The following is a 13,960-nucleotide window of genomic DNA, read 5'->3' as shown; positions in this document are numbered from 1 at the left end:
CGTAGCTTACACAGTTTGTGGCGCTCCGCCTGCGGGGTATGGTGTTTTAGTGAATCACACGTTTTTCGGTCACAAGATATTGTGGGCAGATATCATGTGCGTCGAAGGGAACCGCGTCAAAGATCTGAAATTCAAATGCGACTGCCATGGTTGTATGTTGCGTATGCTCAGCCTGATATTTGTCGTAGTATCCGCCTCCGTATCCGATGCGGTGCCGTTTTTCATCGAAGGCAACGCCCGGGATGATGAACAGAGCGTGCTCATCGTGATCCGCGTTCCGCACGATTCCCGGACAGTGGGTGATTGGCTCCAGAATGCCCATGATTCCGGGCTCAAGCTGCCCGAAGTATTCGATATAGTAGAAGTTCATGATGTCGCCGTTTACCTTCGGGACAGCGACCTTCTTGCCGTCGTTCCAACACTGTTCGATAAATTCACGCGTCATGACCTCGTGCTTGTGATCCATGTAGCAGAACACGGAGGAAGCATTTCGATAGGAATCATTCTGCGTGATCTGTTCAAAGATAGCGCGGCTTTTTTCCCTTATTTCCAGGTCGGAAGCTTCCCTTCTTCTGGAAAAAACAATTTTTCTGAGTGATTTCTTGTCCATAGCTTATCCTCATCAGGTATCCATCTGTTCCAGGTAATCCAGGAGATAGAACTCGTCCTTCGGGTCTGCCAGAAAGAGAGTTCCGATCTGCTCTCCGCGGATAATTTCATGTATAATATGAAAATCCTCTCCGCTTGCGATGATCATGTCGCAGCCGCCCATCGTGGCGACCCTCGCGGCGGAAAGCTTTGTCGCCATCCCGCCGGTGCCGGCGTTGCTGCCTGTCGTGGATTTTCCCATATGCATCAGATTGTCGTCAATCCGGTCCACCACATCGATGAACTTCGCATTGGGATTCGTATGCGGATCATCAGTATACAGACCGTCGATGTCGGACAGCAGGATCAGAAGATCCGCGTGAATCATCGCTGCGACAACGGCGGACAGATGATCATTGTCTCCGAAAACGGAAAGGGAGTCAATTTCATAGGTGGCAATGGTGTCGTTCTCGTTCACGACAGGGATGACGCCGGCCTTGAACATCTCCCGGAAGCAGTTGACCGTGTTGTAGCGGTTCAGGGTATCGAGCATGGTATGCTTCGTCATAAGAATCTGTCCGCACACGTGATTATACTCGGAAAAAATCTTCTGGTAGATCATCATGAGCTTGGCCTGTCCGACAGCGGCGCAGGCCTGTTTCTGTGCGATGGTCTCGTCCTTCTTGCTGATTCCAAGCGTCCCGCGTCCGACCATGATGGCTCCTGAGGAGACGAGGACGACCTCTTTTCCCATGTTTACCAGATCGCAGATCTCTCGGATCAGAACCTCAACCTTGATGAGATCCAACCGCTGTGTCTCTCTGTGTGCCAGTGAGGAGGAGCCGATCTTGATTACAATTCTCTTTTTGTCCTTCAGTTTTTTTCTCACTTCTGCGCTAATACCCATCTCTGCTCTCCCATTAATGATATCCGAATCCATGTGGCAGCTGCGGGAGCTGCGAAGCAACGGAGCAGCTGGCTTGATACAGCTTGTGGCGCCGCGCCCGCGGTGCCCAATGCAATCCAATCCGCGGATGAAACCGGTCAGAAGGCCGGAGCAATCCATGCCTGATCCATGCTCCGGCAATATCCGCGGAACCGTTTCATGAACGGACTTCAGGATCCCGTGTGATTCCGAGCGCCTGAAGAATTGCCTCCTGCTTCTGCTCCATTACTGCCGCTTCCTCCGGAACCATGTGATCATATCCGAGAAGATGCAGCATGCTGTGAGCAATCAGGAAGGAAATCTCCCGTTTCAGTGAATGCCCGTATTCCTTCGCCTGTTCGTTTGCTCTTTCCACCGAAATTACAATATCCCCGAGAAGAAGCTCTCCGGTCTCCGGGTTGAAGGATCCCGCGGCAGTCTCATCATCCTCGAGACAGCTGTAATTCGCGGGGCTCTCCCAGTCCGTCATAGGAAAAGACAGGACGTCGGTTGCCCGGTCAATCTGCCGGAACTCCCGGTTCAGGCGGTGAATCTCATCATTGTCCACAAAAGTCAGGTTAACCTCCGCCTCGTAGGGACAATTCTCGGAAGCAAGAACCTGCCGGATGACCTGCCTGGCGGTTTCCTCGCAGTCGGATGGAAGCTCATGATTCTGCTCATTTTCTAGATTTAATGTCATAATCTGCACCTCTGAAACTCCTGCTGTCAATGAACAGCAGCTTTCTATTTCCGGGAAGAAGGCCGCACCTGTCTGGATCCATGGGTATCCCTGCGGGATCTGGCCGTATCTTTTTTCTCGTACTTTTCGTAGGCTTCTACGATCTTCTGTACCAGCGGATGACGGACGACATCTCTGCTGGTAAGTTCACAGAAGGAAATTCCCTCAACTTTGCGGAGAACCTTTGCGGCAACATCGAGTCCGGAGGTTACGCCGGCGGCGAGATCCTTCTGGGTCATATCACCGGTGATGACGACCTTTGAGCCGAAACCGATTCGCGTCAGGAACATCTTCATCTGCGCGGGGGTGGTATTCTGCGCTTCATCGAGAATGATGTAGGCGTCATCCAGTGTGCGGCCTCGCATATAGGCAAGGGGAGCCACCTCGATCAGGCCCTTCTCCATATTCTTCTGAAAGCTCTCGGCTCCCATGATCTGATAGAGAGCATCATAGAGAGGACGCAGATATGGGTCAATCTTACTCTGCAGGTCGCCCGGAAGAAAACCGAGCTTCTCACCCGCTTCAATAGCGGGACGGGTCAGGATAATCCTGCTCACCTCGTCGTTTCGAAAGGCAGTGATCGCCATCGCCATGGCCAGATAAGTTTTTCCTGTGCCGGCCGGGCCGATGCCGAAGGTGATCATGTGATTCCGGATGGCGTCCACGTACTGCTTCTGACCGACAGTCTTTGGCTTCACTGCCCTGCCGTTTATTGTGTGGCAGATCAGATCACTGTCCAGTTCCAGAACATCAGATTCTCTGGATTCCATCGCCATTGACAGCATGTAATTGATGTTCTGTTCCGTGATTTCGTTGCCGCGCGTGGAAAGCTCGATCAGATCCTCCAGCATGCGGCGGGCCGCCGCTACGTTTGAGGCGGGACCGACGATCTTCAGGGATCCGTCTCTGGACAGAAGGGTCACCCCAAGGGTTCGTTCTATTTTCTTTACATTCTGATCGAATTCCCCGTATACATTCTTCTCATGTTCTGCGGGAATTTCCAATTGTTCCTCAATAACTGCCAATTTATCATCCTCAGCTTAAATGTATGATGGTGCCCCTGCTTACAGGGCGTGTACGTTTCTGCAGAATCTCCCGGCGGAATGACTCTCTGGTGACAGAGAGAAGGTACCGACGAAAAAATCTCCTTCTGACAGAGAAAAATTTCCGGCGGAATGACTCTCTGGTGACAGAGAGAAGGTACCGGCGGAAAGACCTCCTCGTGATAGAGAAAGCATCTCAGCGGTAAAAAATGAGAGAAAACCACAGCTGTGTGTGTTCATCGATATAGTACTCCATGCCGCAGGACTCGGCAAGCTTTGCAACGACGATGCCGTGGCCTTCAATGCAGGGGTGCATACGGTCGGGAAAACGGCATGGCCTCTCCGGATAGGTGCATTCCTGGCAGATGCTGCAGGAATCCCCGGAGAGGCGGTAGGTCTCCAGACCGGCTTTCCGCATTCTCTGCTCTACAAGGCCGGTTGTCTGCTCATGGGAACGCTTCGTCTGAAAAGACTCTGTGAGGTTCATGCTGTCCCGGACCTCGTGTACGGTGGAGAAGAAAAAAGCTCCCCGGTAAGCCATGCATCTTTCCCGGCATTCCGGAACGGTACCGACCGCCGGCGGACAGGACCAGCTGCTCCCATATCGCTTGCATTCCAGCCGGCAGACCGACCGCACCTTTTCGGTAAACGGGATCTGTTCCGGTGTCAGAAAACCATATTCAAATACGGGAAGATCCTGAATCAAAGTTTCTATATGATTTTTAATATTTTCAAAATCTGTCATGGTATTTGCAGCCTGCCCTTCCGAAGCTGATACAAACACTGAACTCACTTGTGATACGGCTCATGATGCAGAATGCGGAAACTGCGGTAAATCTGCTCGAGAAGAATCATGCGCATCAGCTGATGCGGAAAGGTCATTTTTGAGAAGCTGAGCTTCCGGTCCGCTCTTTGCAGAACCTGCGGGGAGAGTCCCAGCGAGCCGCCAATCACAAATACTATATGACTAATTCCACGTACGGTCAATGAAGAAATCCGTTCGGAAAGCTCGATAGAATCCAGCATCTCCCCGTCGATGGCAAGCGCGATCACAAAGGCATTGTCCGGGATGAGCTTCAGGAGTCGGTCTCCCTCCTTTTCCCGGATCGCGTCCTCTTCCGCCGCGGATGCGCCCTCAGGAGTTTTCTCATCCGCAGCCTCCAGGATCTGAAGCGTGCAGTAGCGGCTGAGCCGCTTACTGTACTCGGCGATTCCCGCCGTCAGATATTTTTCCTTGATTTTTCCGACACAGGCAATTGTAATTTTCATAAGGTATGTTCCTGAATAATTTGTCTTTAAACCGCGGCAGATCAACGAGGCCGGTCATCTGCAGGATTCCGGGTGAAAAGGAAAAAATTACAGTGCCGGAAGTCCTGCGAACAGAGAACGTTTTCCAGAAGAAACGAAAACATCCCGGAGAACTCCGGGATGTTTCGAAACGAGATAAAACGCGCTTCGCGGACGTTGTCTCGATATCGCGACGATCGCGTAAATCAAAATCACTTTGCGGATTTGGATCTGATGAATTCGTCAATTCCCTTCGCGGCCGCTTTACCTGCGCCCATGGCCAGGATTACGGTCGCCGCGCCGGTAACCGCGTCGCCGCCGGCAAATACGCCTTCCTTGGTCGTCTGGCCGTTCTCCTCGCTTGCAATGATACATTTTCTCTTGTTCACGTCGAGTCCGACTGTGGTAGAGGAAATCAGAGGATTCGGAGATGTTCCAAGGGACATGATGACGGTATCACAGTCCATGTTGAACTCAGAACCCGGGATCTCAACCGGGCGGCGTCTGCCGGACGCATCCGGCTCACCGAGTTCCATGCGGATGCATCGGATGGATTTCACCCAGCCGGTCTTCTCATCCGCGATGATTTCCACCGGATTTGTCAGAAGATCAAAGATAATGCCCTCTTCCTTCGCATGATGAACTTCCTCGCGACGTGCCGGAAGCTCCTCCTCGGAACGGCGGTATACAATGTGTACCTCGGCACCGAGACGCAGTGCGGTTCTGGCAGCATCCATGGCAACATTTCCTCCGCCGACAACGACTACCTTTTTGCCCCTGTGGATCGGAGTGTAGTAATCGTCGCGATACGCCTTCATGAGGTTATTCCGGGTGAGGTACTCGTTTGCGGAGAATACGCCGAGCGCGGTTTCACCCGGGATATTCATGAAACGCGGAAGTCCTGCGCCGGAACCAATAAATACAGCCTCAAAGCCATCTTCGCCGAGAAGCTCGTCGACCTTCTCGGACTTGCCGATAACGACATTTGTATCGATCTTGACGCCGAGACTCTTTACATTCTCGACTTCCTTCTCAACGACCTTGTCCTTAGGAAGACGGAATTCCGGAATTCCATAGGCAAGAACGCCGCCGGCCTTATGAAGCGCCTCAAAGATCGTGACATCATAGCCGAGCTTTGCGAGATCTCCGGCACAGGTCAGACCCGAAGGACCGGCTCCGATAATCGCAACCTTGTGGCCGTTCTTCTCCTTCGCGGGAGTCGGCTTGATTCCATTCTCCTTTGCCCAGTCCGCCGTAAATCTCTCAAGCTTTCCGATGGAAACCGCCTCACCCTTGATTCCGCGGATACATCTCTCCTCACACTGTGTCTCCTGAGGACATACACGTCCGCAGACAGCCGGAAGAGAACTGGATTCACTGATGACATCATAGGCGTGCCGGAAGTCACCGTCCTTTACGCCGCTGATAAATGCCGGAATATTAATATGAACAGGGCAGCCTTCTACACATCTGGGCTTCTTGCAGTTCAGACATCTGGTGGCCTCAGCCATCGCCTCTTCCTGATTATATCCAAGGCAGACCTCATCGAAGTTAGTGGCACGAACCTTGGGATCCTGCTCTCTGACAGGAACTTTCTTCAGCATATCAACTTCCATCACTTGTCACCTCCGCACATTCCGCAGCCGCCGTGATGGGTATCACCCTCCTGAGCCTTCAGGATCGCACGGCCTTCCTCTGTCTGATACATTCTGTTTCTCTGCATGGCCTGATCAAAATCGATGAGATGGCCGTCAAACTCCGGTCCGTCTACACATGCGAATTTGACCTCTCCGCCGACCATGACACGGCAGGCGCCGCACATGCCGGTTCCGTCGACCATGATCGGATTCATGCTGACTACTGTGTGGATGCCGTATTCCTTTGTCAGCTTGCATACGAACTTCATCATGATCATCGGTCCGATTGCAACGCACCAGTCGTAGTGCTTACCCTCTTTTTCGATCAGATCCTGAAGACATACGGTGACCATACCCTTGCGCTGATATGAACCATCGTCTGTGGTGATGTAAAGGTTGCATACGGATTTGAATTCATCCTCAAGGATGACAAGATCTTTATTCTTGGCGCCGATAATGACATCCGCGGTCACGCCGTGCTCATGGAGCCATTTAACCTGCGGATATACCGGTGCGGTGCCGACACCGCCGGCGATGAAGACAATGCTTCTCTTCTTGAGCTCTTCAATCGGCGTGTCGATCAGATCGGACGGACGTCCGAGCGGTCCGACAAAATCTTCGAAGGAATCGCCTGCTGTAAGCTCGGCCATTCTCCGTGTGGAGTTTCCGATTGGCTGGAATACGATAGTAATCGTTCCGTTTTCCCGGTCGTAATCACAGATAGTCAGAGGAATACGCTCTCCTACTTCATCAACCTTGGCAATGATGAACTGCCCGGGCTGACAATGCTTTGCTACCATTGGCGCCTTAACTACCATACGGTAGATATTTGCGGCCAGGTTGTCTGCAGACAAAATCTTATACATGTTGTCCTCCTGATATAAAAATATATTCGCGCAATTCAAGTATATCATGATTCTTCATATACAATGATATCGTGACCACGCATCCTCACGGAAAACAGAAGCCTTCCGTAATGATCGGTATTAGATCATCTGAATCGGGATGCATCCGGAACGCCGTCGAAATGCATCAGAAGCAGATTCTGTAATAGTTTACCATAAATCAGAAACTTTGTGAGGATTTTTTTAAATTTTAGTGTAGGATTGCGGGAGTGCGAAGCACGGAGCAATCTGCAGCCAGACCGGCTCAGTTCGAGTTCTCTTCGGAAGCTTTATCGCTCTCCTTTCCGGTACTTTCAGAACCGGTCTGTTCCCTGTTTTCCGAGTTTGCGGAGGAGGTTGATGAAGAAGCTTCCGGAGTCGGCGTGGCAGTCGGTGTCGGTGTTGCCGCTTCCGTTGGTGTCGGTGTGGCTACCGTCTCCGAATTATAGGCATTAGCCGGGTTGTAGGTGTTGCTTGCCTCCTGTGTCGGTGTGGCAGTCGGTGTCGGTGTTGCTGTCGGGGTAACAACTGAGTAAATATAGGTTGCGGATGCCACCTTTCCGAGTTTTCCGTCCTTGCTGCACAGCACCGCGTAGAAGATATGTTCCCCCTGACGCATACTCACTGGTTTGGTATACTTGTTGCTGCTTTTGGTCGGTGTCTGGTCAAAGGCATAGTAACATGTATAACCATCCGGAACCGTAACCGTAATATGGGTGACATCAGTGTCTGTGTCATTGCCGGAGGAAGACGAAACCGATTCGGTGCTGCTGCTCTTCCCCTTCAGGTGCGTATAGGTACCTGATTCCGGTGTGATCTTCGGAGCGGAAGGGGTATCGAGCTCGATACTGAATTCCTGGCTGGAAATCTCACTGGTGAGCCCCTTGTTCGTGACAACGATTGCCTTGACCGTTGTGGTTCCCTCCTTCAGTTTAAAGGAGCCGGTATACCTGGAAGATGAGAGATCCGGCGTGGAATCATCCGTCGTGTAGTAGATGGTTCCGTTGTCAGAGGACTCGATCGTAATGGTCTGGATATCATTGTAGGTACCGCCTTCAGGGGTGATGGTCGGCGCCTTCGGAAGGTAATTCTCATATTTCGCCAGTACCTTCTTGTTTTTGCAGTTCTTCAACAGGGTGCGTATCGCGTCCGAGTTCCTGTCGGCAGTATATAATTTGATCAGAAGATCATATGCTCTGGTATAGTCGCCGTTTCCGGAAATCAGCTTCTCCAGAACAGATTCTGCGTCACTGTTTTTCTTCAGGGCAGCATAGATTTCTGCCTCCAGATAAAGCCCGTCGTCATTGTCAGCGTCGATTTTCAGAGCCTTTGTGATATAAGACAGGGCATCGTCATAATCGCCGATTTCATAGGAGCTCTGCGCTTTTTCATACTGATAGGCAAAGGACCCGTGCTGTTTGCTGAGATGAAGCGATACCGATGTTATGATGACAGCGGCAGCAGCCGCGGCAATCAGCACAACCAGCAGGAGGATCTTGCGGCGGATCTGCTGCTTCCGTTTTTCGATCGCCTGTTCCCGTTCCATCTCTTCACGGCGTCTCTGTTCTTCATCCTCTTTTCTTTTTTTGTCTTCCTGAATCTTGCTTTCAATCGTGACATAGTCAGGCACGAGCTGTACCTCGTGTCCGCATACGGGGCAGATCAGTTCATCATCCGGAAATTGCGCGCCACAGTTTGTGCAAGTCCTCATTGATCAATTCTCCTCCAGGTAATTCTCAAATTGTTCCATCGACATCAAGACTTTGCGTGGTTTTGTTCCTTCTTCTTCTCCGACGACACCGGCATCACAGAGCTGATCCATGATCCTGGCAGCGCGGTTGAATCCGATCCGGAATGCCCGCTGAAGCATACCGATCGAAGCTTTATCCTTTTCGATAATCAGTTTTCCGGCATCCGTGAAATAGGAATCCGTGTCCATCGCGTCTCCGCTTGGACTGACAGATCCGGCGGCGTTTTTGTCGATTGCCTCCTGAATCTGCATCATGTTCTCCTGTGTAAAGTGCAGGACCTTGTGGTTCTCCTTTAAATAATTGACTACGTTTGCGATCTCTTCATCCGTCAGAAAAGCACCCTGAATACGGGCGGGCTTCTGGTAGCCCTGCGGGTAAAAGAGCATATCACCCTTTCCAAGAAGCTTCTCCGCGCCATTCATGTCAATGATTGTTCGGGAATCAACACCCGAGGTTACGGAAAGAGCAATTCTCGAAGGCATATTTGCCTTGATCAGTCCGGTAATGACATTGACGGAAGGACGCTGGGTCGCGATGATCAGATGAATGCCACAGGCACGGGCCAGCTGAGCCAGACGGCAGATCGCATCCTCCACCTCATTCTGCGCGACCATCATAAGGTCCGCAAGCTCGTCCACAACGATTACGATACGGAACATCTTCTTCGGCTTTTTACCGTTTTCATCCGGCGGCATCGCTTCTACCTTTTCATTGTATCCCCTCAGATCGCGCACGCCCATCTCTGCGAACTTCTGGTAGCGGTCCGTCATCTCTGAGACGGCCCAGTTCAGAGCGCCCGCAGCCTTCTTCGGGTCTGTGACGACCGGGATCAACAGATGCGGTATCCCGTTGTATACGGAAAGCTCAACGACCTTCGGATCAATCATGATGAATTTCACCTCATCCGGTCTGGATTTGTAGAGGATGCTCATGATGAAGGTGTTGATACAGACCGATTTACCGGAACCGGTGGCTCCGGCGATCAGCAGGTGCGGCATCTTCGCGATGTCGGCGATAACCGGCTTTCCGGCGATGTCCTTTCCGACACAGATCGCGAGCTTTGATTTGGCTTTCTGGAAAGCCTCGGATTCCAGAAGCTCCCGCATGCTGACTGTAGTATTTGTCTTGTTCGGGACTTCGATTCCGATCGCGGCCTTGCCGGGAATCGGGGCTTCAATCCGCACATCGGTGGCGGCCAGGTTCAGTTTGATATCGTCCTGAAGACTCAGGATCTTGCTGACCTTCACGCCCATTTGCGGGGTCAGCTCATACTGTGTGACGGTCGGGCCACAGCTGATGTGGTTGATGGTGACTTCCACGCCGAAATTATGAAGTGTCTGCTGGAGCTTTGCGGCTGTCGCCTTAAGATGCTCGTTCGAGTCGCCTCTCTGATTGGGCTTCGGAGGATTGAGCAGATCAATGGGGGGAAAAACATATTCCTCCGCGATTTCTTCCTCTTGTTCCGGGACCTGGATTTCTTCTGCGCCGCCTGCGGAGGTCCTTGCCTTACGGCCGCTCTTCTCTTGAGAGGTATTTATCGCCTCAGGTTCTGTGTGCTCTTCCGGATTTACGTGCTCCTTCAGAACTCCATTCTCTTTCGAATGGGTCTTCTGTTCTGTCTGTTCTCTTTCGTTCTCGGCAGAAGCGGTATCAACAGCCGTGCCGCGTGATGGACTGCCCGCGGCTTCATCGAAATGGTTTCCCTGACCGGCGGATGGCAGAAGAGACTCTCCTTCCGGTGCGGAGGAAGCTTCCATTCTGCCTGTTCCATTGCTGATGATGTCATCCGGAATTGCCTCAGGTGTAATCAGAAAATCATCTTCCAGGTTATCTTCGTCTTCAATAATCTCCCCGGTCTCAGGATCAAAGGAATGGTCCGGTTTATATCTGTCCTTGCTGCTGTTATTGCTGCTTTTATTGGTATTGTCATCTGTTTTACGGATGGCCTTGTTATTGGTTTTGCTGTCTCCACTGCCGGTAGTGCTGCTGTCCGGCGTCTGAGCGGTCTGCAGTTCCGAGATGATCGGCGCAAGAGATGCCGCGTCAATGGTTGTCTTTGATACGGGCGCAGATAGCTTCGCAGCGGAATCCGTATCTCTGTCAGGATGCGGAATCGTCTGAGGCTCGACACGGCGGGCCATACGGGTTGTCTCCTCGGCCGCAGCCTGTCGTTCTCTGGTCTTCATGCGAAGCGCCGCCTCCCGCTCCTTTTTCGCGATCGCCGCATCTCTTCTTTCCTGACGGATCAGCCGGCGCTCTTCTCTCTCCTGTTCACGAATGTCGCGGGTGTCATAGAGATAGTCGCTGCGGTCACGTATGAGCGAAAAAAGAGATTTCTGCGTAAGAAGAAGCGCAAAGATTATCAGCGCCAGGATCACAATGACATAGGCACCGATCATACCGAAGCCCTTTCCGAACAGCAGAACCAGTATTCCTCCGATGATTCCGCCTCCGGTGTGGTATCTGGAACACTCGCGGAAGATCTGCGCGGGTCCGGCACTCTTCTCATATCCGCTGAGGATCAGCTGCGCAAAAGCACAGATAAAGATATACAATCCTGACAGCGAGGTTACCCTTCGAGTGACATCCGGAGAAGCTGTGTTTGCCATCAGGAAAATCACCAGATAGAGAAGCAGAAAAGGAAAAATATATGCGGTGATTCCAAAAAGGCCGAATGCCAGCGATGCCAGAGCGGATCCGACCGGACCGGCGAGACCGATACAGGAAAGAAACAGAAGAATGCTGATGCCGAGAGTCAGGAGAATCCCGACGTCACGTCTGATTTCTGTTTCACGCTTTGCCTTGGCTTTCGTGGAATAACCGGATGTCCGGTATTGTGATGCGGACCCGCCGGATGTTCTTCCGGAGGAACGCCGTCTGGAGGAACCCGTTCCTGAAGTGCCCTTTCCAGAGGAACTTCTTCCGTACGCGCTCCCTCCGGAGGATCTGCCCGACGAAACGGAAGTTCTGGATGATTTCAGCTTCCCCGTCGCTGAAGTCTTCCGGACTCTGCTTTTTGCGGAAACGCCGGACGCGGTTTCCTGTCTCCCCTTACTACGTGCCAATGATTACACTCCTCTTATCATTTGTCTCAGTGCAGGTATGCAATGATGGATAATACACCTGCCGCCAGACAATAAACTGCAAAAAAACGATTTAAATTTCTGTTCAATAACCGGATTGTATAACGGAGTACCAGGTATCCGACTGCTGCAGCGACAAGTATCCCTGCGATACACGGTCCAATGCCGACGGTCTTCCCGACAGATACCGGCGACGGCCCCTCAAGAATCAGTCCGCCCAGAATCGACGGAATGCTGATCAGCATGGCATACCGGATCGTGTATTTTCTGGAAAAACCAGCGAGACTGCATCCTGCCATGATCATGCCGATTCTGGACACCCCGGGAACCGCTGATATTCCCTGGAATGCGCCGATGATTAAGGCGTCGGAATACTTCGTGCCTTTCGGTTTCTTCTTCCGGTCATCCGAGAACGAGGATACCATCAGCATCAGTGCGGTAACCATAAATCCCATGGCGGTGATCAGAAGATTCCGGGCGCCGATTTCGGCGAAACGACGAAGAATCAGGGCAATCAGAAATGTCGGAATCATGGAAACCGCCATATACACCACAAGTCTGCGGTAAGCGGATTTCAGCATCGGACGGTATTCTCCATCCTCCGGATGTCCAAAGTTTTGTACATAGGTGATCAGATTGAATATGCCGTCCCGGATGAGACCGGTGAGCGCGTTCCACAGACGGAAAAGATCATCCTTCAGAACGAGGCATACCGCTGCCAGAGTTCCGATATGCATCAGCGTCAGAAACTTCAGCGAAAGCCCGGTGCTGATTCCCATAAAACTGCCGGCCAGCACCAGATGTCCGGAGCTGCTGACAGGAAGAAAGGATGCAATACCCTGAATGCACCCCAGAATCATCGCCTGTAGAATAGACATCGTTTACTCCTTATTTGTTCAGAGTTATAAGAAACCGGTCCGAAAAAATCTGCAGGTCGGGACCGGTTTGTGATCATATCAGTTCAATTACTCCTCGTCGAGCTCTCCGTCGAGGTTAGTGTACACATTCTGAACGTCATCGCTTTCATCCAGAAGATCCAGAATCCTCTGAAGCATCTTGCGGTCATTCTCATCCGTCAGCGCGGTCTTTGTCTGCGGCAGCATGACGACATCCGCCTCAGACATGATAATGCCCTTCTTCTCAAGAGCTTCCCGAACCGCAGAGAAATCATTCGGAGCAGTCAGGATCTCATAGTAATCTTCCTCTTCATTGAAATCTTCCGCGCCGCAGTCAAGAGCGAGCATCATAAGATCATCTGCGGAACCATCATAATCCTCTTTGCTGACAATGATCTGTCCCTTCTCATCAAACATAAAGGAAACACATCCGGGTGTTCCGACATTTCCGTTTCCCTTTGAAAATGCGCTTCTGACATCTGCTGCCGTGCGGTTCTTATTGTCTGTAAGTGTCTGGACAATTACGGCAACTCCGCCGGGACCGTAGCCTTCATAGGTGATGTGCTCATAGTTGTCCGCGTTCGCGGCACCTGCAGCCTTTTCAATACCGCGCTTAATGGTATCGTTCGGCATGTTGTTGGCCTTGGCTTTTGCGATTACATCACGAAGCTTGCTGTTGTTGTCCGGATCCGGTCCGCCCTCTTTCACGGCAATCACGATTTCACGGCCGATGATGGTAAAAATCTTACCCTTAGCCGCGTCGTTCTTCTCCTTCTTGTGCTTGATGTTCGCAAACTTTGAATGTCCTGACATAAAATTTCACTCCTCATTAAATTGTAAATAGTATATGAATTCAGCGCCGGATACGGTAACCGGCCATACTGTATACAACACCACAAGCTGTATACAAAGTCCGGCGGTTTTCATAACTCGCGCTAATTTTAACATTACTTTAAAAATATATCACTGAATGGATGGATCGTCAACCGGCTGCAAAGAGAGTCAAGGCGGCTGCAAAGAGAGTCAAATCGGCTCAAAGCAGATACAAAGAGAGTCAAAGCAGCAAAGAAGCAGAAAATTTCAGAGCTCTGTCTCCCTTTGAGGTGACAGCGGAAAAGGCGCGGCGC

12 protein-coding genes are annotated in these 13,960 nt (G+C 51.5%); all 12 read right to left on the bottom strand.

Annotated elements, in window-relative coordinates; all coding sequences use genetic code 11:
• Positions 1-46: 46 nt before the first annotated feature.
• Positions 47-610: a 5-formyltetrahydrofolate cyclo-ligase gene (locus ACTQZS_RS02135; RefSeq protein WP_441474363.1), complete on the bottom strand. Its 564-nt coding sequence runs from the start codon at positions 608-610 to the stop codon at positions 47-49.
• A 12-nt stretch (positions 611-622) separates the two neighbouring features.
• Positions 623-1,495: a glutamate 5-kinase gene (gene proB, locus ACTQZS_RS02130; protein WP_441474362.1), complete on the bottom strand. Its 873-nt coding sequence runs from the start codon at positions 1,493-1,495 to the stop codon at positions 623-625.
• A gap of 196 nt (positions 1,496-1,691) precedes the next feature.
• Positions 1,692-2,213: an rRNA maturation RNase YbeY gene (ybeY, locus tag ACTQZS_RS02125; protein ID WP_441474361.1), complete on the bottom strand. Its 522-nt coding sequence runs from the start codon at positions 2,211-2,213 to the stop codon at positions 1,692-1,694.
• A gap of 44 nt (positions 2,214-2,257) precedes the next feature.
• Complete coding sequence (locus ACTQZS_RS02120) at positions 2,258-3,277, bottom strand: PhoH family protein (protein ID WP_441100097.1); 1,020 nt, start codon at positions 3,275-3,277, stop codon at positions 2,258-2,260.
• Positions 3,278-3,491: 214 nt separating this feature from the next.
• On the bottom strand, positions 3,492-4,040 hold the full coding sequence (locus ACTQZS_RS02115; RefSeq protein ID WP_441474360.1) for a DUF2284 domain-containing protein: 549 nt from the start codon (positions 4,038-4,040) through the stop codon (positions 3,492-3,494).
• Between the two features lie 44 nt (positions 4,041-4,084).
• On the bottom strand, positions 4,085-4,564 hold the full coding sequence (gene rlmH / locus ACTQZS_RS02110; protein WP_441474359.1) for a 23S rRNA (pseudouridine(1915)-N(3))-methyltransferase RlmH: 480 nt from the start codon (positions 4,562-4,564) through the stop codon (positions 4,085-4,087).
• A gap of 230 nt (positions 4,565-4,794) precedes the next feature.
• Positions 4,795-6,198: an NADPH-dependent glutamate synthase gene (gene gltA / locus ACTQZS_RS02105; RefSeq protein WP_441100093.1), complete on the bottom strand. Its 1,404-nt coding sequence runs from the start codon at positions 6,196-6,198 to the stop codon at positions 4,795-4,797.
• The gene (locus ACTQZS_RS02100) at positions 6,198-7,085 is read right to left on the bottom strand and encodes a sulfide/dihydroorotate dehydrogenase-like FAD/NAD-binding protein (protein ID WP_441474358.1); all 888 of its coding nucleotides are present in this window, start codon (positions 7,083-7,085) and stop codon (positions 6,198-6,200) included. Before ACTQZS_RS02100 ends, gltA begins: the two co-directional genes overlap by 1 nt.
• 283 nt (positions 7,086-7,368) lie before the next feature.
• Positions 7,369-8,814 carry an FN3 associated domain-containing protein gene (locus ACTQZS_RS02095; protein WP_441474357.1) on the bottom strand — a complete coding sequence of 482 codons (1,446 nt, stop codon included), beginning with the start codon at positions 8,812-8,814 and terminating at the stop codon, positions 7,369-7,371.
• 3 nt (positions 8,815-8,817) lie between these two features.
• Positions 8,818-11,919 carry a DNA translocase FtsK 4TM domain-containing protein gene (locus ACTQZS_RS02090; RefSeq protein ID WP_441474356.1) on the bottom strand — a complete coding sequence of 1,034 codons (3,102 nt, stop codon included), beginning with the start codon at positions 11,917-11,919 and terminating at the stop codon, positions 8,818-8,820.
• 26 nt (positions 11,920-11,945) lie between these two features.
• Positions 11,946-12,815 carry an undecaprenyl-diphosphate phosphatase gene (locus ACTQZS_RS02085; protein WP_441474355.1) on the bottom strand — a complete coding sequence of 290 codons (870 nt, stop codon included), beginning with the start codon at positions 12,813-12,815 and terminating at the stop codon, positions 11,946-11,948.
• An 87-nt stretch (positions 12,816-12,902) separates the two neighbouring features.
• Positions 12,903-13,646 carry a YebC/PmpR family DNA-binding transcriptional regulator gene (locus ACTQZS_RS02080; RefSeq protein ID WP_441474354.1) on the bottom strand — a complete coding sequence of 248 codons (744 nt, stop codon included), beginning with the start codon at positions 13,644-13,646 and terminating at the stop codon, positions 12,903-12,905.
• Positions 13,647-13,960 lie beyond the last annotated feature (314 nt).

This window comes from Bilifractor sp. LCP19S3_H10 (assembly GCF_052119185.1).
In the GTDB taxonomy this organism is placed as follows: Bacteria; Bacillota; Clostridia; order Lachnospirales; family Lachnospiraceae; genus Bilifractor.
Note: the sequence above shows the minus strand (reverse complement) of the source record. Positions and strands in the feature narration are given on the sequence as shown.